General features: G+C 64.0%; 18 protein-coding genes. 7 read left to right on the top strand and 11 right to left on the bottom strand.

Annotated features, from left to right (window positions below; translation table 11 throughout):
* Positions 1 to 23: 23 nt before the first annotated feature.
* The 4 genes from rlmH to KUW00_RS18510 all read right to left on the bottom strand — a co-directional run bounded on the left by rlmH (position 24) and on the right by KUW00_RS18510 (position 2,883).
* Positions 24 to 491: a 23S rRNA (pseudouridine(1915)-N(3))-methyltransferase RlmH gene (rlmH, locus tag KUW00_RS18525; protein ID WP_108132839.1), complete on the bottom strand. Its 468-nt coding sequence runs from the start codon at positions 489 to 491 to the stop codon at positions 24 to 26.
* A complete protein-coding gene (gene rsfS, locus KUW00_RS18520; protein WP_108132840.1) occupies positions 488 to 850 on the bottom strand; it encodes a ribosome silencing factor in 363 nt (120 codons plus the stop codon). The genes rlmH and rsfS overlap by 4 nt, the downstream gene beginning before the upstream one ends.
* 117 nt (positions 851 to 967) lie before the next feature.
* Positions 968 to 1,597, bottom strand: coding sequence for a nicotinate-nucleotide adenylyltransferase (nadD, locus tag KUW00_RS18515; RefSeq protein WP_045994184.1), 630 nt, complete (start codon positions 1,595 to 1,597; stop codon positions 968 to 970).
* A 47-nt stretch (positions 1,598 to 1,644) separates the two neighbouring features.
* Complete coding sequence (locus KUW00_RS18510; RefSeq protein ID WP_083970559.1) at positions 1,645 to 2,883, bottom strand: glutamate-5-semialdehyde dehydrogenase; 1,239 nt, start codon at positions 2,881 to 2,883, stop codon at positions 1,645 to 1,647.
* 176 nt (positions 2,884 to 3,059) lie between these two features.
* Here KUW00_RS18510 and KUW00_RS18505 point away from each other — a divergent pair, with 176 nt between their 5' ends.
* The 3 genes from KUW00_RS18505 to KUW00_RS18495 are packed head-to-tail and all read left to right on the top strand — an operon-like array spanning position 3,060 to position 6,337.
* Positions 3,060 to 3,923 carry a hypothetical protein gene (locus KUW00_RS18505; RefSeq protein ID WP_222569834.1) on the top strand — a complete coding sequence of 288 codons (864 nt, stop codon included), beginning with the start codon at positions 3,060 to 3,062 and terminating at the stop codon, positions 3,921 to 3,923.
* On the top strand, positions 3,920 to 4,870 hold the full coding sequence (locus KUW00_RS18500; RefSeq protein WP_045994177.1) for a diguanylate cyclase domain-containing protein: 951 nt from the start codon (positions 3,920 to 3,922) through the stop codon (positions 4,868 to 4,870). The genes KUW00_RS18505 and KUW00_RS18500 overlap by 4 nt, the downstream gene beginning before the upstream one ends.
* Positions 4,871 to 4,930: 60 nt before the next feature.
* A complete protein-coding gene (locus KUW00_RS18495; protein ID WP_108132842.1) occupies positions 4,931 to 6,337 on the top strand; it encodes a bifunctional DedA family/phosphatase PAP2 family protein in 1,407 nt (468 codons plus the stop codon).
* A gap of 236 nt (positions 6,338 to 6,573) precedes the next feature.
* Here KUW00_RS18495 and KUW00_RS18490 read toward each other — a convergent pair whose 3' ends face one another.
* The 3 genes from KUW00_RS18490 to mpl form a co-directional block, all read right to left on the bottom strand.
* Complete coding sequence (locus tag KUW00_RS18490; RefSeq protein WP_045994175.1) at positions 6,574 to 7,197, bottom strand: LysE family translocator; 624 nt, start codon at positions 7,195 to 7,197, stop codon at positions 6,574 to 6,576.
* Positions 7,198 to 7,317: 120 nt separating this feature from the next.
* Positions 7,318 to 7,959, bottom strand: a complete 642-nt coding sequence (locus KUW00_RS18485) for a flavin prenyltransferase UbiX (protein ID WP_222516574.1) — start codon at positions 7,957 to 7,959, stop codon at positions 7,318 to 7,320.
* Complete coding sequence (gene mpl / locus KUW00_RS18480) at positions 7,952 to 9,334, bottom strand: UDP-N-acetylmuramate:L-alanyl-gamma-D-glutamyl-meso-diaminopimelate ligase (protein WP_222569833.1); 1,383 nt, start codon at positions 9,332 to 9,334, stop codon at positions 7,952 to 7,954. The genes KUW00_RS18485 and mpl overlap by 8 nt, the downstream gene beginning before the upstream one ends.
* Positions 9,335 to 9,785: 451 nt before the next feature.
* Between mpl and KUW00_RS18475 the strand changes: the two genes are divergently transcribed.
* The gene (locus tag KUW00_RS18475) at positions 9,786 to 11,045 is read left to right on the top strand and encodes a 6-phosphofructokinase (RefSeq protein WP_222569832.1); all 1,260 of its coding nucleotides are present in this window, start codon (positions 9,786 to 9,788) and stop codon (positions 11,043 to 11,045) included.
* Positions 11,046 to 11,445: 400 nt separating this feature from the next.
* Here KUW00_RS18475 and KUW00_RS18470 read toward each other — a convergent pair whose 3' ends face one another.
* Entirely contained in the window at positions 11,446 to 13,167 is a 1,722-nt protein-coding gene (locus tag KUW00_RS18470) for a bifunctional protein-serine/threonine kinase/phosphatase (RefSeq protein ID WP_222569831.1), read from the bottom strand.
* Between the two features lie 303 nt (positions 13,168 to 13,470).
* Between KUW00_RS18470 and ppa the strand changes: the two genes are divergently transcribed.
* A complete protein-coding gene (gene ppa / locus KUW00_RS18465; RefSeq protein ID WP_045993354.1) occupies positions 13,471 to 14,001 on the top strand; it encodes an inorganic diphosphatase in 531 nt (176 codons plus the stop codon).
* A gap of 195 nt (positions 14,002 to 14,196) precedes the next feature.
* Here ppa and KUW00_RS18460 read toward each other — a convergent pair whose 3' ends face one another.
* Positions 14,197 to 15,471: an O-antigen ligase family protein gene (locus KUW00_RS18460; RefSeq protein ID WP_222569830.1), complete on the bottom strand. Its 1,275-nt coding sequence runs from the start codon at positions 15,469 to 15,471 to the stop codon at positions 14,197 to 14,199.
* A 3-nt stretch (positions 15,472 to 15,474) separates the two neighbouring features.
* On the bottom strand, positions 15,475 to 16,488 hold the full coding sequence (locus tag KUW00_RS18455) for an NAD-dependent epimerase (RefSeq protein WP_108132848.1): 1,014 nt from the start codon (positions 16,486 to 16,488) through the stop codon (positions 15,475 to 15,477).
* Positions 16,489 to 17,088: 600 nt separating this feature from the next.
* Between KUW00_RS18455 and KUW00_RS18450 the strand changes: the two genes are divergently transcribed.
* Together KUW00_RS18450 and tviB are read left to right on the top strand one after the other, a co-directional pair.
* Entirely contained in the window at positions 17,089 to 19,068 is a 1,980-nt protein-coding gene (locus KUW00_RS18450) for a polysaccharide biosynthesis protein (protein WP_222569829.1), read from the top strand.
* 36 nt (positions 19,069 to 19,104) lie between these two features.
* A complete protein-coding gene (gene tviB / locus KUW00_RS18445; protein WP_045993356.1) occupies positions 19,105 to 20,391 on the top strand; it encodes a Vi polysaccharide biosynthesis UDP-N-acetylglucosamine C-6 dehydrogenase TviB in 1,287 nt (428 codons plus the stop codon).
* 268 nt (positions 20,392 to 20,659) lie between these two features.
* Here the strand turns inward: tviB and KUW00_RS18440 are convergent, their stop codons facing one another.
* Positions 20,660 to 21,853, bottom strand: coding sequence for a DegT/DnrJ/EryC1/StrS family aminotransferase (locus tag KUW00_RS18440; RefSeq protein ID WP_124803714.1), 1,194 nt, complete (start codon positions 21,851 to 21,853; stop codon positions 20,660 to 20,662).
* Positions 21,854 to 21,940 lie beyond the last annotated feature (87 nt).

Genomic DNA, 21,940 nt, shown 5'->3' with positions numbered 1-21,940 from the left:
ATCCTTGTCTGACGCAGGAGCCATCATCGGTGGTAGGGGTGTCCCACCATCAGGGTCCAGGCACGGTAGAGCTGCTCGGCCAGCACCAGCCGCACCAGTGGATGGGGAAGGGTCAAGGGTGACAGCGACCAGCGCTGGTGGGCGCGGGCCGACAGCGTCGGGGCCAGGCCATCCGGGCCACCCACCAGCAGCACCACATCACGCCCGGCATGACGCCACTGATCGGCCTCATCGGCCAGCCGCTCGGTGGTCCAGGGCTTGCCGAGCACCTCCAGCGCCACCAGATGCTCATCACCCTTGAGGCGTGCCTCGATGCGCTCGGCTTCCTGGGCCACGGCACGCGCGGTATCCGCGTTCTTGCCGCGATGGCCCGGGGCGATCTCTTCGACCTCCAGGCGAAAATCCCGCGGCAGACGCTTGCGGTACTCTTCGACACCGTCGGTCACCCAGCCTGGCATGCGTGTTCCCACCGCCAACAGGCGGACCTTCATGCCTTGGCCTCTTCCTCTGATGCCGGTGCATCGCTGGGAAGGTCCGACCACAGTCGCTCCAGGTCGTACAGCGCACGGGTGTCCGGCATCATCACGTGGACCACCACGCCGCCGAGATCGACCAGCACCCAGTCCGACCCGTTTTCACCCTCGACGCCCAACGGCTGAACGCCATTGTCCTTGGCGTTGGTAATGACGCTGTTGGCCAGCGCCGACACATGTCGTGTCGAGGTCCCGCTCGCCACCACCATCCAATCGGTCACGCTGGTCAGCCGAGACACGTCGAGCACCTCGACGTCCTTGGCCTTGATATCGTCAAGCGACTCGATCACGAGCGCCTTCAATGCTTCAATCTGCATAGCCCCTCATCACTGGGTAGTCATCGACCTCCCATTGTACCTGTTGGGAAGCCGAGTGGCAGCGCCAATCCAGCGCCTGATCGAATTTCTCGGACCGTGTTGCCTTGGCTGCCGCGCTCAGACCGCGCGGTACAGGCGTTGCGCCTGGATGCGCTCTTCCACCGCCGGCGGCAGCAGGTAGCGCACGCTCTTTCCCTGCATCAGGCTATGCCTGACGAAGGTGGCCGAGATCGCCATCCGCGACGGCAGCGACAGGCGCAGCAGTCGGCCCTGGGGCTTGGCCATCAGGGCATCGCCATGCTCGACCTCGCGCCCCTCGATCAGCGCCTGAAGCGCTTCGGGCAAGGGCGCTTCGTGATCGGGGCGTTCGACCACCACCAGATGGGCAAGCGCGAAGATCCTTTCCGGGTTGTGCCAGTTCGCCAGCTTGAGAAAGGCGTCGTGACCAAGGGCCATGACGATGCGCGCCTCGTGGCCGTAGCGCTCACGCAGGGACTCGAGCGTCTGCACGCTGAACGACGGGCCCTCCCGTTCCAGCTCGCAGGGGTCCGCCGCCAGCCCCGGGGTATTGCCGATCCCCAGGCGCAACAGCTCGAGCCGTTTTTCGGCGGTGACCTGGGGCTGATCGCGCAACGGAGGCTGAGCCGCGGGGATCATGTGCACGCCATCGAGCGACAGCGCAGCGCGAAGCTCAAGCGCGGTGCGCAGGTGGCCTAGATGGACGGGATCGAAGGTGCCGCCAAGCATGCCGATGTGCGCAGGACGGCCCTCGACGTCAAAGCGAACGGCGCCACTCACTGTCGAATCTGGCCATCGCCGAAGACCACATACTTGCGCGTGGTCAGCCCTTCGAGCCCCACCGGCCCCCGGGCATGCAGTCGGTCGGTGGAGATGCCGATCTCCGCACCGAGCCCGTATTCGAAGCCATCGGCAAACCGGGTCGAGGCGTTGACCATGACCGAACTCGAGTCGACCTCTGCCAGAAAGCGGCGTGCCAGGCTGTAGTTCTCGGTGACGATGGACTCAGTGTGACGCGAGCTGTAGCGCTCGATATGCGCCATGGCCTCGTCGATGTCATCGACTACCCTGACCGACAGCACCGGCGCAAGGTACTCGGTGGCCCAGTCCTCGTCACTCGCCGTGAGCCAGTGATCGACGATCGCCCGGGCGCGGGCACACCCCCTCACCTCGACGCCCTTTTCCGCGTAGTCAGCGGCCAGGGTCGGCAGCAGTGCCTGCGCTACCTGTGCATTCACCAACAGCGTTTCCATGGCGTTGCACACGCCGTAGCGATGGGTCTTGGCGTTGACCGCGATGGCACGGGCCTTGTCCAGGTCGGCGGCGGCGTCCACATAGACGTGACAGATGCCGTCCAGATGCTTGATCACCGGCACCCTGGCCTCACGCGAAATACGCTCGATCAACGATTTGCCACCACGGGGAATGATCACATCGACAAATTCGTCCATGCTGATCAAGCGACCCACGGCGGCACGGTCGGTGGTCGCCACCAGTTGCACGGCGCCCTGGGGCAGTCCGGCTTCGGCCAGCCCAGAGGCAATGCAGCGGGCCAGCGCCTGGTTGGACGCGCTGGCCTCGGAGCCCCCGCGCAGAATGCAGGCATTGCCCGATTTCAGGCACAGGCTGGCGGCTTCCATGGTGACGTTGGGGCGAGATTCGTAGATGATACCGATGACACCCAGGGGCACGCGCATCATGCCGACCTGGATGCCGCTGGGCCGAGTGCTCAGGCCATCGATCTCACCGACGGGGTCGGGCAAGGCAGCGACCTGGGTCAGGCCCTCGATCATGGCGTCGATGCGGCCGTCATCCAGGGCTAGGCGATCAAGCAGAGCCTCGTCGAGCCCCTTGTCGCGACCGCGCGCCAGATCCTGCCGATTGGCCGACAGGATCTCTTGACGAGACGCGTCCAGCGCCTGAGCCATCGCCTTGAGCGCCTGGTTCTTGCGCGCGGGTGGCAGGCGACGCATATCGGTGGCAGCAACACGGGCCGCCTGGCCCATGGCGGTCATGTAGGCGTCGATATCGGCGACGCACTCGGCGGTGGCATTGGCGGATGAGTCGGACACGGTGAAACGAGTCTCCTGGTAGAACGAGGTCTCCGGGCAAAGAAAGAAAGCTTGCACCGGGATGACAACGCGGACGTGATGCGGATCGTGAACCACAGAAAGGATCATATTAAGACAGCATGCGGAACAAGTACAAAGTCGGCCTGTTCAAGCTGAACCTGTTCGCCGCGGCCGCACTGCTGGCCCTTTGCGCGGCGACCTCGGCGCGGGCGCTGGACACCACGCTGCTTGGTCTGGCCGCGCTATGGCTCGGGATCACCGGCATCGTCATCGAGTTCAGCCACCGCCGCCATGCCTACCGCGCCTGGCTGGTGGTGGCCAGCGTGCTGCTTGCCGCCCTGGTGATACTCTCGCCCGACGCCAACGGTGCCTGGCTGTGGGCCTGGCCTTTCCTGTTGATTCTGCCCCAACCCCAGTGGATGCTGATACTCAACGCCAGCCTTGCCGGGATAAGCTGGTGGAGCCTGATCACCCAGATGAGCCTTCACCATTGGGGCCTGGCTGGCGCGCTCTTGCTGTGCCTGTGCTTTCTTGGGATCGGACGTGCGCTGCCGGGCGGACATTCGCAACGCCTGATGCGCAGGAGAGCCCGTCTGGCGCCCGGACTGCCGCTGTGGTCGGCCAGCCAGCTGGAACGCGACCTGGCTCGGGAAAACAGCCGCGCCACCCGTGACGGCGTCCACGCCGAACTGGTGGTGATCCAGATCCATGGACGTTCTCTGTGGCGAGTCGCCCAGGACATCTGCACACGCATCAAGCGGTTCGAGAACGCCTATCGGCTAAACGGACACACCGTCGCCGTCATGCTGACCAGTCGAGACGCCGTGCAGGCCAGGCAACGACGCCAGGAACTGCTGGAAGACATCGCCGTGCCGATCACGGTACGCACCGTATCGATTGCCAATCTGGACAACCTGCCCATGGTGCTGGCGGCCCTGGACAAGCAGTGCCCTGTCACCCAGGTGGTGGAGGACGACGCATGATCGAGCCACCCCAGTGGGTCCGTTCCTGGCGTGTCTGTGCCGATGTCATGGGGACCTTGCTGTTGGCGTCACTGGCCCTGTGGCACTATCTGCTGGGGCAATACGAGAGCATCCTGCTGCCGGCGTCCCTGAGTTGCCTGATGGCCGTGATCACGGTCTTCGATACCAGAAGAGCCTCGCGCGTCTCGAACTATCTGCTGCTGCTGTGCGGCTGCCTCGCCCTTTATGACCAGACGGTGCTGCAGGCATCGTTCGACGCCTTCTGGATCAGCGTACCGATCACCCTGATCCTGCTGGTACTGCCCTTCGGCCCTGCTCTGGTGCTGGCGCTGGCCGTCATGCCAATCTGGCTCATGGTGGTCGGCCAGTCTTCGCCAAGCCTCGATCAAATCAAGTTTCTGCTGACCTTCCTTGCGGTGACCTCCCTGGCCGGCTGGGAATATCTGCGCCAGCGCGACCTGAACCGGGCCACCGACCCCAGCGACGTCGACTGCGATGCGATCAATCGCGCCACCCTGCACGAGCGCCTGAACGGGGAGTTCGAGCGCGCCCAGCACCTGGACCAGCGGCTGGCGGTGGTGATCCTGCACCTGCCACAACTGGAAATCGCCAGTGAGCAGTACGGCTCTCGCACTCAGCTAACGCAACTCGACCAACTGTGCCAGGCGGTACGCCTTCACTGCCGTGACCACGATATTCTGGGACGGGAATCCCATGACACCTTCTGGCTGGTACTGCCCAACACCACCGAAAGTGGTGCAATGCTGGTGATCAAGCGACTGGAACAGGCGCTGTCCGAGGTTCGCCTGTCGGACATCGGCCCCTTGACCCTACGCTCACGGCTCTGCGCCCTGAACGCCAAGGAACCCTGGCAGCATTTCGAGCAGCGACTGGCTCGCCGCAGCGAGGCACTGGCCGTCACTCCCCTCCCTCCCGGTCGCTCCTGACCACCCTGACTGTGGCAGAATGCCGAAACATCACGACGGCCCAACGCAAAGGAGAACAGGGTGGGAAATGCCGGGGACTGGTTGATTCAGTGGGCGCCTTCGCCCGGACTGTTGCTGCTGCTGATCTTTACCATCGCGCTGGTGGAGTCGCTTGCCCTGATCGGCGTGGTGGTGCCTGGCGTCGTTCTGATCACCGCCGCCGCCTCCCTGGCCGGCCACTACGACATCGCGGTTGGCTGGGTCATCGCCTGTGCCTTTGCCGGTGCCGTGGTGGGAGACGGCGCCAGCTACGCCATCGGCTATCGCTACCGTGAACAGGTCACCGCCATGTGGCCGCTGTCACACCACCCGGAGTGGCTGGCCCGGGGTGCACGATTCTTCCAGCGTCATGGTCCTCTTTCGGTGCTGCTGGGGCGATTCGTCGGACCGGTCCGCCCCATCGTGCCGCTGGTGGCGGGCATTCTGCGCATGCCGCCGACGACCTTCACCTGGGCCAATCTTGGCTCCGCCCTGCTGTGGGCACCGGCCTACATCCTGCCCGGTTATCTGCTGGGTCGAACCTGGCAACAGTGGCTGGCATTGCCGGACGACCTGCACCCCTGGCTGACAGCGCTCGGCGTCACCGTGGCGGTGCTGGCGCTGCTGTTCTCGCTGGTCCGCCACCACGCCTCGCCTCAGGGCCTGCTGTACCGTAGCTTCGCCTGGGTCAGCCATCACCTGCCCGGCGGGAGGCGCCTGTGGCAGGCCCTGGCCCCCCACCACGAGGAAGAGCCTCCCCTGGCCAGTTGGCTGTTGCTCCTGGGTGCACTGACCGCGCTGAGCGCCTGGACGCTGGTCGTGCTCCAGGCAGACGGACCGCTGATGATGGATACGCGGCTTCACGCCTTGATCGGCGGGCTCGAGCTACCCGGACTTCTGGCGCTGTCCGAGACACTGGCCGAGGCGGGAGATACCCTCGGCGTGGCGGCATTGGCACTGCCCTGGCTGGTGTGGCTGGCCAGCCGCCGTCACTGGGCGGCACTGGGCCACGTGAGCGCTGGACTGATGGCCATCGCCACGCTCAACACCCTGGGCAAGGAGGTGATCGGCCGCCTTCGTCCGGATGCCCCTGACTATCTCGCCCACTCTCTGTCCTATCCCAGCGCCCACACCTCGACGGCGGTGGTCCTGTACGGCATGGCGGCCGCCTTTATCGCCCAGACGCTGCCACGCCGCCAACGCTTCTGGCCCTACTGGGTGGCGATCGCCATCGTCGTGCCCATGGCATTGTCACGCATCGTGCTGGGCGTGCACTGGCTGAGCGATCTCGTCGGGGGAGCCCTGCTTGGCCTGGTGGTCTGCGCCATGGTTCAACTGGCCTGGCTCAGGCGGGACCGGACGGCCCTGACGCCGTGTCCATTACCGGCGCTGCTGCTTGCCTCGCTGGCCCTGGTCAGCGCACGCATCCTGTGGCTGCCGCCGGTATAGGACAGTGACACGCCCCCGAACCGACACCTCTGGCAAGGCGGGCCCGGGGCCTTGTCCAGACATCGATGAGTGCCGACACTTTTCAGCCAGGCCCTAGGCGCTGTCCGAAAAGTCGACGAGCGAAGGTTAGACAAGGCAAAAATCGGTGAGAAAGCGCAGTTTACGGGGTGTAAATGAGCATTTTGATCCGATTTTTAACGCCGTATTACCGAGCGCAGGCACTTTTCAGACAAGCCCTAGCCCAGCGCCAGCCACAGGCCCACACCAATCATCAAGGTCCCGGCGATTCGGTTGAGCAACCGTACACTGCCCCCACGTGCGAGCAGGTGACGCAGACTCTTGCCACCACTGGCGTACAGCAGAAGGCAGGTGAACTCGAGACTCAGGATCACCAGGATCAACCCCGCCAACTGGGTCAGCACCGGCCGCGCCGGATCGATAAAGGGCGGCAGCAATGCCACGAAAAAGGCCCAGCCCTTGGGGTTGGCGACCGCAGTGACAAAGCCCTGCATGGCCAGCTCCCGTCGCTTCGGCGGCGCGGTATCCTCAAGATTGTCAGGGATCGCCATGCGCCCCCGTGAGCGCCACATCAGCCACCCCAGATAGACCAGGTAGGCCCCGCCCAGCCACTTGAACAAGGCAAACAGCGCCGGCAGCTTGAGCATCAGTGCCGCCACCCCCGCACCGGCGGAGAAGGCCACCAGCCCCACGCCAACCAGCTCCCCCAGCATCATCCACAGCGCCCGCTTCACCCCCTGGGTCATGCCCAGCACCATGGCCAGGGTCATGCACATGCCTGGCGTCAGCGAGACCAGAAAGAAGGTCGGAACGAACACAGAGAGAACGGACAGACTGGGCATGGATTTCCTTATCCCGAGCAGCGCTGGAGAGGTGTCTGACGGCGCGAGGTGATGATGGTGCCATGTGATGGTGGTGTCTTGTGGTGACGGTGTCTTGTGATGACGATGCTAGGAACGCACTCAGTCGCCGACGGTGGACCCGGAGGAACCCTCGCCCCACCTTGGCATCAGCTGATGATCGATACCCAGCTGATTGAGGATACGCGCCACGATGAAGTCGATCAGATCATCGATGCTCTGCGGCTGGTGATAGAAGCCGGGTGCTGCGGGCAACACCACCGCCCCCATACGGGTCAGACTGAGCATGTGCTCCAGATGAATCGCCGAGAACGGCGTCTCCCGGGGTACCAGCACCAGGCGGCGGCGCTCCTTGAGCGCCACATCGGCGGCGCGCTCGATCAGATTGTTGCTGGCGCCACAGGCCACCGCCGACAGCGTTCCCGTCGAGCACGGGCAGATCACCATGGCACTGCTGGCGCCGGAGCCCGACGCCACCGGTGCCATCCAGTCCTCACGGCCAAAGCAGCGGATCTGGCCCTCGGCCGCCGAGAACCGCTCGCTGAGCGCCTCGGCCAGCAGCGCCGGGCGTGGCGGCAACGACACCTCGGTCTCGGTGGCGATGACCAGATGCGCGGCCTTGGAGATCATCACCCAGACCTCGTGCCCCGCCGACACCAGCGCCTCGATCAGCCTCAGTCCGTACTGGGCGCCGGAGGCGCCGGTCAGGGCCACGGTCACAGGGGGCTTGAAGCCTTCAGCCATGGGCGGCCTCCAGCGCCTTGAGCAGGCGCTCGTGGATGCCGCCGAAGCCGCCGTTGGACATCACCACGATACGATCATAGGGACGCGCCTGTGCCACCAGATCGTCGACCAGCGCATCGATGTCGCCACGACGGTGCGCCGGTATCGGCGAGGCCTCGACCAGCGCCTCCACCGACCAGTCCAGCCCCTCGGGCTGGTACCACCAGACCTGGTCGGCCTGGGCCACGCTGTCCGCCAGGCGATCGCGCAGGGTACCCAGACGCATGGTGTTGGAACGCGGCTCGATCACCGCCAGCAGGCGACCGCGCTGGGTCGAAGCGCGCAGCCCGGACAGCGTCGCCGCGATGGCGGTGGGATGATGGGCAAAGTCGTCGATCACCTGGACGCCGCCGACCTCGCCGCGCACCTCCTGGCGACGCTTGGGCGTCTCGAAACGCGACAGCGCAGCGGCGCCGCGCGCCAGATCCACGCCGAACACGCTGGCGGCGGCCAGGGCGGCCAGGGCATTGCGGGCGTTGTAGTCACCGGTCAACCCCCAGTCGACCACGGCGTCCTCGTCGACCCCGTCCGGCCGCCGCTGGATCACCCTGAAACGACTGGCATCGTCACGCTCGAGCTCGATGCGCCAGGCCGAGTCCTGCTGCTGCCCCATGCGCGACACCGGTGTCCATGCGCCCTGGGCCAGCACCCGGTCCAGCGCCGGTGCGTCGTCCGCCACCAGCAACTGGCCACGCCCGGGCACCGTACGCACCAGGTGATGAAACTGGCGTTCGATGGCAGCCAGGTCGGGAAAGATGTCCGCGTGGTCATACTCGAGGTTGTTGAGGATGGCGACCAGCGGGCGGTAGTGAACGAACTTGGAGCGCTTGTCGAAGAAGGCGGTGTCGTACTCGTCGGCCTCCACCACAAAGGGCGCCTGCTCGCCGCCCAGTCGCGCCGATACGCCAAAGTTCCTCGGCACGCCGCCGATCAGAAAGCCAGGGGCCAGCCCAGCGCTTTCGAGCAGCCAGGCGGTCAGGCTGGCCGTGGTGGTCTTGCCGTGGGTGCCCGCCACCGCGATCACCGGGCGCCCCGGCAGCACGTACTCGGCCAGCCACTGGGCACCGGACACGTAGGGCAGGCCACGATCGAGCACCGCCTCGACTTCAGGGTTGCCCCGCGACAGGGCGTTGCCGATCACCACCAGGTCCGGTGTCGTCGTCAGATTGTCGGCGGCGTAACCGCGCATCAGGGCGATGCCGGCCGTTTCCAGCTGGGTGCTCATGGGGGGATAGACGCTGGCATCCGAGCCGCTGACCTGGTGGCCAAGCTCCCGCGCCAACAGCGCCAGGCTGCCCATGAAGGTGCCGCAGATACCGACGATATGAAGATGCATGGCGCCTCCGGTGCGCTGCTGCTGCCCCGTCCCCGAGTCGACGCGCACGGCGCCCCCGGCAGACAACGGCACTCAAGGTTGGCGGCAGCCTAGCATGCCCCGACAAAGGCCTCCAGAGGCGGCGTCACGCCCTCGTCGCTGTTGCCGATCGCCCACTGTTTTACTTCGACGTCGGCGCTCGGCTGCGCCGGGGCATGCCCGCCGGATGCAGGCACCAGACCGATGGGCTAGAATCGCCGACCATGTTCCGGCGCTGTCCCGGCGATGGTTGCCACGCGATGGCTTGCCACACGATGGCTTTAGTCCGCGAAGGCTTTAGTCCGCGAAGCCCTTCCCGACGAAGGCCTGACCGACCGCGACGCGCCCACCGATCCTTTCCCTTCGCCACGCCGCGTGGGGACGTTGTTCGTTTCACCGTATTCACGATCCAGAACCAGGAGCCCCACGCCCCATGGCCCAGCACAACGCCTTTTACGCCCAGTCCGGCGGCGTCACCGCCGTGATCAACGCCAGCGCCTGCGGCGTCATCGAGACCTGCCGCCAGAACAGTGATCGCATCGGCAAGGTCTACGCCGGCCACAACGGCATCATCGGCGCCCTGACCGAGGACCTGATCGACGTAAGCCAGGAGTCCGATGACACCATCGCCGCCCTGCGCCACACGCCCGGCGGTGCCTTCGGTTCCTGTCGCTACAAGCTCAAGGACATCGAGAGCCATCGCACCCAGTACGAGCGCCTGATCGAGGTGTTCAAGGCTCACGATATCCGCTACTTCTTCTACAACGGCGGTGGCGACAGCGCCGACACCTGCCTCAAGGTCTCGCAGCTGTCCGAGAAGATGGGCTACCCGCTGACCGCCATCCACGTGCCCAAGACCGTGGACAACGACCTGCCGATCACCGACAACAGCCCGGGTTTCGGCAGCGTGGCCAAGTACATCGCCACCTCGACCCTCGAGGCCTCCATGGACATCGCCTCCATGTGCGCCACCTCCACCAAGGTGTTCGTGCTCGAGGTCATGGGTCGCCACGCCGGCTGGATCGCCGGTGCCGGTGGCCTGGCCGGCCAGGGCGAGGGTGAGCCACCCCACCTGGTGATCTTCCCCGAGATTCCCTTCGACCGTCGCCAGGTGATGGAGCGTGTGGAGTACGCGGTCAAGCACTACGGCTACTGCGTGATCGTGGTTTCCGAGGGCGCACGCTACGAGGACGGCACCTTCCTCGCCGACTCGGGCAACACCGACGCCTTCGGACACCGCCAGCTCGGCGGCGTGGCCCCGACCCTGGCCGGCATGGTCAAGCAGGACCTGGGCTACAAGTACCACTGGGCGGTTGCCGACTACCTGCAGCGCGCCGCGCGCCACCTTGGCGCCAAGACCGACGTCGAGCAGGCCTACGCGGTGGGCGTCAAGGCGGTGGAACTGGCGCTCGAGGGGCACAACGCCCAGATGCCGGCGATCAAGCGCGTCAGCGACAACCCCTACCGCTGGGAGATCGAGGCCGCACCGCTGGCCGATGTTGCCAACCGCGAGAAGTTCATGCCGCGCGAGTACATCCGCGAGGATGGCTTCGGCATCAGCGACGCCGGCCGTGCCTACCTGGCACCGCTGATCCAGGGCGAGGACTTCCCTCCCTTCGAGAACGGCCTGCCGAAGATGGCGCGCCTCAAGCTCGCGCGGGTGGAAAAGCGTCTGCCGGAATTCAGCCTGTAACTCAGTCTGTAACATAGACGCGCCACAGCTCGCTGCGGCCCGGCGCTGCATCACGCACGCACCGCGACCGAGACGCAGGCGATGCGACGCCGGCATGAAAAAAGCCCCGAGGCCTGCCTCGGGGCTTTTCGTTTGACGACGCAGGGCGTGCCAGGAAGACCAACGGGCCCGTCTCGCGGATCACCAAAGCCCCAGGCTTTCTCCGATAAGTCGACGAGCGCAGGCACTTTTCAGGCAAGCCCTAGGCGCTGTCCGAAAAGTCGACGAGCGAAGGTTAGACAAGGCAAAAATCGGTGAGAAAGCGCAGTTTACGGGGTGTAAATGAGCATTTTGACCGGGCTGGCGCACCAGCCGATTTTTAACGCCGTATTACCGAGTGCAGGCACTTTTCAGACAAGCCCTAGCGTAGCCACCAGGACAGGATCAACAACACCAGCAACAACCCGGCAATGGCCTGCCACAGGTTGGCGGGTTCCTTCCAGGCGCGCACCGAACGCCTCGGCGCTTCAGACACCTGCTGGCGGCCAGGCCGCACGCTATAGAGAAATTCCGACAGGCGCCGAAAACGCAGCGATCGCTGCGGGTCCAGGGCGCGTTTCAAGGCCTCGTCTAGCTCCGCGCTGACGTCTGGCCGGTAATGACGCACGCTACGGTAGCTCAACTGCTCGAGATCGGTATGACTACGCAGCTGATGGGTCGGCACCGCGTAGGGCAGACGTCCGCTGATCAACCAGTACACCGTGGACGCCAGGGCGTACTGGTCACTGCGCCGGCCGACCTCGTCATCGAGCGCATACTCGGGCGCACTGTGTTCGTTGAGCCCCACCTGGGCCACCAGCCGTCGGGAGCGCCGGTGCCCGTCGACATCGCGCAGATGGCAGGCACTGAAGTCGGTCAGTACCACACGTCCCTGATCATCGATCAAGACGTTGTCTGGATGAACCTGCTGGTGAATCAGGTCACGGTGGTGCAGCGCCTGCAGCGCCTTGCCCAGCTGCAGCGCGATGTCGAGTCGTTGACCGAGACTGGCACGCGGATAGCGCGCGACCCACTCGCTCAAGGTCATGCCATCGACGTACCGCATCAGGTAGTAGAGATGGCGGCGGGACCGGGAAGGCTCGACCACGCTGACCACGAAGGGCGAGTGAACCCTCTCCACCACCCACTGCTGAAGCAGGAAGTGCTCCAGGTAGGCGTTTCGATTGGACAGTTCAGGACTTGGCGCCTTGAGCACACAGACCCGCTCGGTATCCACATCGCGCACCCGGTAGACCCGTGAGTGGGCGGTGCGTGACATCACCGCTTCCACCACCAGTCCGTCGATCTGGTCACCCACGGCAAGCTCGGGGGGAATCGGCAGATCCCCGTACAGCCGACTGGGAGCGTCGCTGGCCGCATCAGGCAGTTCATCCACCCGGACCAGTTGAAAGCAGAAGGGGTCACTGCCGTAGCCCCGCTCACGAGCCCTGGAGCTTGCCGCCTCGGCCAGGCGCTCACAGGCCGCGTCCAGGTCACTGGCATCTTCGCGAATCAGCCGCACATAGTCGGAGGGCATCAGGGTCCCACGCACCCCTTGGGTGGTGAACAGAAAGATGTCCCCCTGCTTCAGCGGCCACTCCGAATAGTCGATGTCGATGCCGACATCCATGCCCAGCGCCCTGGCCGGGTAGCGATAGCCCCCCAGGTCGGTGACGTGGTCGCGGCTCAACTGCTCGAACTCGGCTCCCCGAAGCCGAAACACCAGGGTGTCACCTACATGAAAGAGGTGCGCGCCACGGTCCTTGAACACCACCGTCGACAACGACGACACATAGCTGCCGTCCTCCATCTGGCGGGTCATGCCATGACACCAGGCGTTGAGCGCACGCATCACTCGCTGGGCCGACGCCTTGATGGTCCAGTGCGCCGGAGTCGCGTAGTAGTCGTTGAGAAATCCGCGCACGCTGAGATCTCCCGCCTGCTTGGCCAGGGCATGGCCTGAGGCTGAATCGCTGATCAGCGCGCAGGCGCCCTTGGGCTCGCCCTCTTCCGGCAGGCGCACCGACATCGAACTGCGCTGCCGATGGCGTTCGGGCGCCACAAAGGCTTGCCCATAACTCAGAGCGAGACGTGCGGTGGCCAAGATCACCTCCTGTGACTCCAGCGTTGATGACGCGACAAGACGTGGGCCAGGGGGCCGACGCCTTCACCGGCGGTATGATACACACCGAATCCCTGATATGCCTGACAAGTCGCCTTTGGCTTTGTTTACTGTGCTTTGGTGGCACCTCACCCCGCCGTCTCGTCCCATGGTTGTCTTGCGCGCCTTGTTGCAGCGCGTCAAGATACGCCCACCATATTGGTAATCCCGTCACGGGGTTCGTATAATCCGACGGATTTTTTTTCCGCCGCCCAGGCGGACATCCGCCCAACGAAGGACGCGAGCATGAACTTCGACAACATCCCCGCCGGCAAGGAACTCCCCAACGACCTCTTCGTCGCCATCGAGATTCCCGCCAATCACGCCCCGGTGAAGTACGAAATTGACAAGGACATGGGTGCCCTGCTCGTCGACCGCTTCATGGCGACGCCGATGTTCTACCCGGCCAACTACGGCTTCATTCCGCACACCCTGGCAGACGACGGCGACCCCCTGGATGCCCTGGTGGTCACCCCTTACCCCGTCGCACCCGGCAGTGTCATCCGCGCCCGTCCGGTGGGCATCCTCAACATGACCGACGAAGCCGGCGAAGACGCCAAGCTGGTGTGCGTCCCGCACCCCAAGCTGTCCAGCCTCTACGACGATGTTCAGGAGGTCACCGATCTGCCCGAGCTGCTGCGTCAGCAGATCGCCCACTTCTTCGAGAACTACAAGGATCTCGAGAAGGGCAAGTGGGTCAAGGTGGAATCCTGGGAAGGTGTCGAGGCCGCCCGCAAGGCCATCGAAAAGTCCGCCGCCGCCTACACCAAGGCCTGAGCCTCGGCGCAGACGCGCCAGCGACGGTTGCTTCCCCAGGCCACGCCTGGTCCTGGGGAAGCGTCAAAAAAAGCCGCCCGGATTCGGGCGGCTTTTTTGCTGTGCCTGTTACTGTGCCTGTCTGGCGGGCTGGACGCTGCGCTCTTCCGCCTGCGCATCAACGGCTGCTGCTGCGGTCCTCGAGCGCCCGAGAGTTCAGCCTCGCGTTCTCAGCAGGGCAAAGCAGGCGGTGCACATCACCAGATAGGCGCTGAAGGTATGGGGGTCACGAAACATCGTCTGGGTCAGGCCGAACCCCGCATACATCACCACGATCAGCGCGCCGGACAGGGCGAGCACACGACACTGGCCATCGCCATGATCGAGGCGACGCACAAAGCTCGCCAACGGAATCCCATAGAACAGCAGCAGCAGCGCCACCCCCGCAAGGCCACGTCGAGCGGCGGTGTCCAGCACGTCACTGTGAAGCTGGAACCCGATTCCGGCCATGCCCTCGGGCAGCCGGCCCGCCGCGACCAGTGTCTCGAGCCAGGCGACCAGACCATCCTCTCCCCAGCCCCAGAGGGGCCTGGCTGCGAACGCCTCGCCAGCGATGCCCCACAGATGCCAGCGCAAGCCCGCGTTGGTGTCGACGGCCCCCTGGCGCCATAGCAGGACGATATCCTCGGCCAGTGCCCACAGCCGAGGCAGTGCCACCAGGGTCGCCACGCCGATCGCCAGGGTGGCGGTCATCCGGATGGCGAAGCGCCGGCGGGGTGTAAGCGTCGACCAATAGAGGCGCGCCCGCCGGCCGTGACGCAGGACCAGCACCAGCATCACCAGCGGCAGGGTCAGCCAGCCGCCCCGGGTGCCGGACAGCAGCGAGCCAAGCAGCCCCATCACCGCTCCCAGCGCCGCCCACCAGAGGAACAGGCCGCGCCGCCCTTCACTGACGTTGTCGAGCCACCACACCAGGCTGAGCACCCCGAGCACCAGGCTGAGATTACCGAAGGGAATGGCGTTGATCAGATATCCAGCCCGACGCTCATCCTCGATCAGTCGGTCATACAGCGCCTTCAGCCCGGATAGCACCGCCCCCAGGGTAATCCCACGCCACCACCAGTAAAGCGAGGGAGGCCTGGCACGCCATGCCAATAACAAAAGCAGCCCAAGCCAGGGCCACCAGGGCAGTGACGGCACGCTATAACGCGCCAGGGGCGGCCCGCTACGCCCCGCGTCCAACACCAGCTGAAAACCGAAAAGCGCCAGCATTGCCACCCATGCAAGGGACTCGGCGTCCCGGGGAAGGCTGCGCCGCACCAGCACCGCCATCGCCGCCAGTGACACCAGCAGCATTCCGGTTAACCGATACGCCCAGGGTAGCGTCAGCAGACTGGACAGGAAGACGAACAGTGCCAGCCCCTGGATCGCCGACGAGGACTGCGCCGGCCATCCTCGATAGTGCCTTGCCACACCCGGCGGCGTGCGCATGGCTCAGGCGACGATGCCATGATAGGAGCGATACCAGTCCACGAATCGAGCCGCGCCCTCCTCGACCCCGATGCGCGGCTGATAGCCGGTAGCGCGATACAGTGCAGTGGTGTCGGCCCAGGTCCGAGGAACATCGCCCGGTTGCATCGGCAGGAAGTTGTACTCGGCCTTGCGCCCCAGTGCCGCCTCGATGGCGTGGATAAAGTCCATCAGCCCCACCGGGCTACCGTGTCCGATGTTGTAAAGCGCGTAGGGTGCACTGCTGCGATCCGGTGAGTCGTCGACCACGCCGGCGTCGGGGTCCGCGCTGGGGACCACTTCCAGCAAGCGCACGATGCCCTCGACGATGTCGTCCACATAGGTAAAGTCCCGCGACATCTCCCCGTGGTTGTAGACGTCGATCGGACGACCTTCGAGGATCGCCTTGGTGAACAGGAACATCGCCATGTCCGGTCGCCCCCAGGGGCCATAGACGGTGAAGAACCTGAGTCCGGTGGTCGGCAGTCCATACAGGTGGGAGTAGGTGTGCGCCATCAGCTCGTTGGCCTTCTTGGTCGCGGCGTAGAGGCTGACAGGATGGTCGACATTGTCGCGTGTGGCGAAGGGCACCACCTGATTCATGCCGTAGACAGAGCTGGACGAGGCATAGAGCAGGTGCTCTACCTGCTGGTGCCGGCATCCTTCGAGCACATTGAGATGCCCCACCAGGTTGGCATCCACGTAGGCGTGGGGATGGGTCAAGGAGTACCTTACCCCCGCCTGTGCCGCCAGGTGCACGACACGATCGAAGCGCTCGTCGGCAAACAGCCGGTCGACACCCTCGCGATCGGCCAGATCCAGCCGCACGAAACGTACGTTCTGCAGCTTTTCGAGACGTGCCAGCCGCGCTTTCTTCAAGGACACGTCGTAGTAGTCATTGAGGTTGTCCACACCGACTACCTCAAGCCCGTCACGGGCCAGACGTGCGGCCAGCGTCGAGCCGATGAACCCTGCCATCCCGGTAACAAGCACCTTCATCTGTTCCCTACTCCCATGGTGCTGGCAAGATCCGTCCACGGCACTCTCGCCACGTTTGACCGCCGTACTGTAGACGCCCTGAACCGAACACCAACAGGGCTTCACTAGTCCGACGACTGATCAATATCTAATGCTCTACGGCAAAGTCTCTAATAATATTTGCCGTATCAATCAACCGCGTTTCCCCTCCCTTCACCAGACTACAACTGCACACTTTTTAACTTCCTGCACAGTAAATCTTACGAAACCCCTGCATACCCGCCATTATCAACACCTTTGCATTGACTTCAATGGAGGAGGAACACATTTCCCTTGGGCATCTAAAAATTTCGCCGCCATGACGTGACTCGTTTCATACCCTCACATCATAGGTACACCACTAATTTCACGCATGGAAATGACTTCTCTAAATCTCTCTGACCAATTATCAAAACCATCAACCAATGGGAGTTTTTTGACGCTGGTGAAATATTTCAATGCAGATATGATGCAGGAAAGGAATAGCACGTCGTAAAGCCAATCCAGACAACGAGGAAACAGCACAGTCGTCCAAACAAAGTCCTAAAATATGGACGATTTTCCAAGCAGGGGATCCCTACCATGGGCAACTTTATCGAAGCCGCCTTGCGACTCCCTCGTCGCAAGAAAAGGATATTTCAGCTCGTCGCCGATATCATGCTTATCGAGACCAGCCTCGTCGTATCCATGGCCATCAACGGGCTTTTTGGCGCCTTTGTGCGCGCCCCTTCCGCCTACGCCTTGAATGTACTTGTCACGGCGATTTCCCTGGTCGTCTTTATCAAGCTAGGCCTCTATCGCGCTGTACTCAGATACGTCGGAAGCCACGCTATCGTGACCCTGTTCATTGGCGTCGCTACCTCGACGCTGGTGCTTGACCTGCTTGGCCGCGCGATATTCTCCCCGCTTCCTGCAGGCGTCCTGTTCGACTATTTCCTGCTCAGCCTGCTGCTGACCGGCGGCACGCGTTTTGCGCTGAGAAGCCTCTACCAGCATCGTCTGATGAAGGACAAGCCCAGGGTGCTTATCTATGGTGCGGGCTCTGCAGGCTGCAAGCTGGTGGCCTCTCTTCGCCAGGGAAGTGACTACCTTCCTGTGGCCTTCGTCGATGACTGGCGCGGCATGGAGGGCACCCATGTCGAAGGTCTCGAGGTCCACTCTCCTCGTCATATTGCGGAGCTGGTCGAGCGCCTCAACATCGAAAAGATCCTGCTCGCCATTCCCAGTGCCAGACGCAGACGTCGCCAGGAGATAGTGGCATCGCTGGAACCCCTCAATATCACGATCCAGACCATTCCACGCCTGGATGATGTGGTGCAGGGCAGAGCGAAGATCGAAGATATTCGTGACGTCAGTGTCGAAGAACTGCTGGGCCGTGACCCGGTCCCCCCGCGACAGGATCTGATGGACGCCAATATCCGCGACCAGGTGGTCATGGTGACTGGTGCCGGCGGCTCGATCGGGTCGGAATTGTGCCGACAGATACTGGCTCAACGTCCACGCCAACTGCTGCTCTTCGATAGCTGCGAGTACTCGCTGTACCAGATCGAACAGGAGCTTCTGGGGTTCCTGGACAGCCTGAGCCTTGCTGTAGAGCTGAAGCCATTTCTCGGCACGATCCAGGACCAGAAGCGTCTTCGCATCATCCTTCAGGGCTTCAAGGTGGACACCATCTACCATGCCGCCGCCTACAAGCATGTGCCCATGGTCGAGCACAACATGGTCGAAAGCCTCAAGAACAATACCTTTGGCACCCTGGCCGCTGCGCGAGCGGCGATCGACAGTGGGGTATCGACCTTTGTGCTGATTTCCAGCGACAAGGCGGTGCGCCCCACCAACGTCATGGGCACCAGCAAGCGCCTCGCCGAGCTGGTCTGTCAGGCGCTGGCCGAGCAATCGTCGACCACCCGCTTCTGCATGGTGCGCTTCGGCAACGTGCTGGGTTCCTCCGGCTCGGTGATTCCCCTGTTCCGGCGCCAGATTCAACAAGGTGGCCCGGTCACCGTGACCCATCCCGAGATCACCCGCTACTTCATGACCATCCCCGAGGCGGCGCAACTGGTCATTCAGGCAGGCGCCATGGGCCAGGGGGGAGACGTATTCGTGCTGGACATGGGGCAACCGGTGAAGATTCTCGATCTCGCCAGGCAGATGATTCGGCTGTCGGGACTGGAGCCTCGCACGGCCGACAACCCCCATGGCGAGATCGACATCGTCTTCACCCAACTACGTCCCGGCGAAAAGCTCTACGAGGAGTTGCTGATCGGACAGAACGACCAGCCTTCGGAGCACCCACGGATCATGACCGCCAACGAAGGCTACTGGTCCTGGTCGCAACTGGCCCCCTATCTGGAGCAACTGCGCTCGGCACTGGACAGCGCTGAACTCGAGCGCGTGAGGGAACTGCTGCGCCTGCCGCCCACCGGTTACAGCCCTACCGGGGGTATCGCCGATCTTGTCTGGCGCCAGCACATGGCCCAGCCAGCCTCACCGACACGACGACTCGCTGGCGCCGCAGACCCCAATCCTGCCCCCCTTGCGCTTGCGGCAAAGCCACTCTAGCGCCGATCCCCCAGGTTCTGCTGACACGAGGCCCCCATGGAACATTCACTGACGCTGGACAAGGCACGCATCGCGGTCATCGGGCTTGGCTATGTCGGCCTGCCGCTGGCGGTCGAATTCGGCAAGCGCTACCCCACTCTGGGCTTCGATATCAGTGCCGAGCGTATCGCTCAGTTGCACGACGGCATCGATACCACGCGAGAAGTGACACCAGGCGAGCTGAACCTGGCGCCGTTGCTGAGTTTCACCTATCAGCCGGCCAGGCTGGCCGACGCCAATGTCTACATCGTCACGGTCCCCACCCCGATCGACGCCCAGCACAATCCCGACCTGACACCGTTGCTGGGGGCCAGTGCCACGGTGGGCCGGGTGATTGCCAAGGGTGATATCGTGATCTTCGAGTCGACGGTCTACCCCGGCGCCACCGAAGACGAGTGCATCCCGGTCATCGAGAAGCTGTCCGGGTTGCGCTACAACCGCGACTTCTTCGCCGGCTACAGCCCGGAGCGCATCAATCCCGGTGATCGCGAGCATCGGGTCACCAACATCCGCAAGGTGACCTCCGGCTCGACGCCGGCCAGCGCCAACTTCGTCGATGAGCTCTACGCCTCGGTCATCACCGCCGGCACCTTCCGAGCCAGCTCGATAACCGTGGCCGAGGCCGCCAAGGTCATCGAGAATACCCAGCGCGACGTCAACATCGCCTTGATCAACGAGCTGTCCATCATCTTCGAGCGTCTGGGCATCGACACCGAAGAGGTGCTGGAAGCCGCCGGCACCAAATGGAACTTCTTGCCCTTCCGTCCTGGCCTGGTGGGCGGGCACTGCATCGGCGTGGACCCCTACTATCTGACCCACAAGGCGCAGCAGGTTGGCTACCATCCCGAGGTCATCCTGTCCGGCCGGCGTATCAATGACGGCATGGGCGCCTACGTGGCCAATCAGTTGATCAAGTGCCTGGCCAAGCGACGCATCCATGTGCAGGATGCCCGGGTACTGATCATGGGCCTGACGTTCAAGGAGAACTGCCCGGACCTGCGCAATACCCGTGTCATCGATATCATCGACGAGCTGCGCGAGTTCAACGTGGCGGTGGACGTGCTCGACCCCCACGTGGACCGTGACGAGGCGGTGGCCGCCTTTGGCCTTCGCCCTGTCGACGAACCGGAACCCGGCGCCTACGACGCCGTCATCATCGCCGTCGCTCACCACGAATTCCGTGATATCGGGGTCGAGCGAATCCGCGGCTGGGGCAAGCCGGAACACGTGCTGTATGACCTCAAGTATCTGCTGCCCAAGGGCGCGGCGGATCTGCGCCTCTAGCCTTTGTCACTACGCCTGGGGCATCTGCAGCGGCCATCGCCTTGCCTCCCTTCCTTCCTTCCTTCCTTCCGCTGCCGCCTGGCCAATCGCTGCGGCGGTGCAGGCGCAATAGGTGCCCGGCAGACAGCGAAATTGGTGCCCCAGAAACGCAATGGGCAGGACCCGAAGGCCCTGCCCATTGCGGTTTTTCCAGAGGCGTAGCCGCGGCCACGCTCAACAGGTTCCACAGGCTCAACAGACTGACGTCGACAGCCCCACAGCGACAACGTCACTCGGGACAGAGTGCAGGCTGCGTTGCCCGCGCCATGACCTCCTCGAGCACCCGACAGGTCTTGTCCATCTGTTCCTCGGTCAGGGTCGGATGGATCAGCAGCATCAGGCTGGTCTCTCCCAGTTCCCTGGCCACCGGCAACGGCCGCGACGGGCGCCAGGGAGTGTTGTCGAAGGCGCGTTCCCGGTAGACCTCGGAGCAGCTGCCACTGAAACAGGGCACTCCCTGGGCATTGAGACACTGCATGATGGCGTCGCGGCTCCAGCCCTCGGCCAGGCGTTCGGGACGGACAAACACATAGGCCTTGTAGCCGGCATGGACGATGTGTTCGGGCGGACGCGGAGCCCGCAATCCCGGACAGCGATCTGCGGCGTCGAGAATGGCGTAAAGATTGGCGCGGCGGCGCTGACTCCACTGAGCCATGCGCGCGAGCTGGCGTCTTCCCAGCACCGCCTGCATCTCGGTCATCCGCCAATTGGTACCGAAACTATCGTGCAGCCAGCGGAACCCCGGCGGGTGGGCCCGCTCATGGACCGCTTCCCAGCTCTTGCCGTGGTCCTTGTAGGCCCACATACGCCGGTGCAGCCCAGGGTCGTCGGTGGTGACCATGCCCCCTTCCCCGCCGGTGGTCATGATCTTGTCCTGACAGAATGACCAGGCCGCCACATCACCGAAGGTGCCGACGCTGCGGCCACGATAGCGCGCACCGTGTGCCTGGGCGCAGTCCTCGATGATCGAAAGACCAAAGGTCTGCGCCAGTTCACCGAGGGCATCCATGTCACAGGGCCAGCCCGCCAGATGGACGGCGACGATGGCGCGGGTGCGTGGGCTCAGGCACTCCTCGACGCTGGCGACCGACAGGTTCTGAGAGTCACGCTCGATGTCGGCAAACACCGGGGTAGCGCCCGCATTGACGATGGCCGACACCGACGCCAGGAAGGTCCTGGGGGTCACGATCACCTCGTGCCCTGGTCCGATATCCAGGGCATGAAGCGCCAGATCCAGCGCCAGGGTGCCGTTGGCTACGGCGACAGCGTGGTGGGCGCCTGTCCAGGCGGCGAATTCGCGCTCGAACTCGCGGCCCTCGTCGCCGGTCCAGTAGTTGACGCGTTGACTCAGCAGCACGCGCGATACCGCCTCGGCGTCGCCTTCATCGAAGCAGGGCCAGGGTGCGAAGGGGCCATTGAGCATAGGGGCTTTTCTCTACGGAGGTCTTGTCGGGGTACCACCGGCTAGGGCTTGTCTGAAAAGTGCCTACACTCGGTAATACGGCGTTAA

This window comes from Halomonas sp. DP5N14-9, from assembly GCF_019802175.1.
GTDB classification, from domain to species: Bacteria; Pseudomonadota; Gammaproteobacteria; order Pseudomonadales; family Halomonadaceae; genus Halomonas; species Halomonas litopenaei.
This window is presented reverse-complemented; position numbering and strand designations above follow the sequence as displayed.

Coding starts and splice junctions, on each gene's coding strand:
- rlmH (WP_108132839.1), bottom strand. CDS start 491: ATGAAGGTCCGCCTGTTGGCGGTGGGAACACGCATGCCAGGCTGGGTG.
- rsfS (WP_108132840.1), bottom strand. CDS start 850: ATGCAGATTGAAGCATTGAAGGCGCTCGTGATCGAGTCGCTTGACGAT.
- nadD (WP_045994184.1), bottom strand. CDS start 1,597: ATGCTTGGCGGCACCTTCGATCCCGTCCATCTAGGCCACCTGCGCACC.
- KUW00_RS18510 (WP_083970559.1), bottom strand. CDS start 2,883: ATGACCGCCATGGGCCAGGCGGCCCGTGTTGCTGCCACCGATATGCGT.
- KUW00_RS18505 (WP_222569834.1), top strand. CDS start 3,060: ATGCGGAACAAGTACAAAGTCGGCCTGTTCAAGCTGAACCTGTTCGCC.
- KUW00_RS18500 (WP_045994177.1), top strand. CDS start 3,920: ATGATCGAGCCACCCCAGTGGGTCCGTTCCTGGCGTGTCTGTGCCGAT.
- KUW00_RS18490 (WP_045994175.1), bottom strand. CDS start 7,197: ATGCCCAGTCTGTCCGTTCTCTCTGTGTTCGTTCCGACCTTCTTTCTG.
- KUW00_RS18485 (WP_222516574.1), bottom strand. CDS start 7,959: ATGGCTGAAGGCTTCAAGCCCCCTGTGACCGTGGCCCTGACCGGCGCC.
- mpl (WP_222569833.1), bottom strand. CDS start 9,334: ATGCATCTTCATATCGTCGGTATCTGCGGCACCTTCATGGGCAGCCTG.
- KUW00_RS18475 (WP_222569832.1), top strand. CDS start 9,786: ATGGCCCAGCACAACGCCTTTTACGCCCAGTCCGGCGGCGTCACCGCC.
- ppa (WP_045993354.1), top strand. CDS start 13,471: ATGAACTTCGACAACATCCCCGCCGGCAAGGAACTCCCCAACGACCTC.
- KUW00_RS18460 (WP_222569830.1), bottom strand. CDS start 15,471: ATGCGCACGCCGCCGGGTGTGGCAAGGCACTATCGAGGATGGCCGGCG.
- KUW00_RS18455 (WP_108132848.1), bottom strand. CDS start 16,488: ATGAAGGTGCTTGTTACCGGGATGGCAGGGTTCATCGGCTCGACGCTG.
- KUW00_RS18450 (WP_222569829.1), top strand. CDS start 17,089: ATGGGCAACTTTATCGAAGCCGCCTTGCGACTCCCTCGTCGCAAGAAA.
- tviB (WP_045993356.1), top strand. CDS start 19,105: ATGGAACATTCACTGACGCTGGACAAGGCACGCATCGCGGTCATCGGG.
- KUW00_RS18440 (WP_124803714.1), bottom strand. CDS start 21,853: ATGCTCAATGGCCCCTTCGCACCCTGGCCCTGCTTCGATGAAGGCGAC.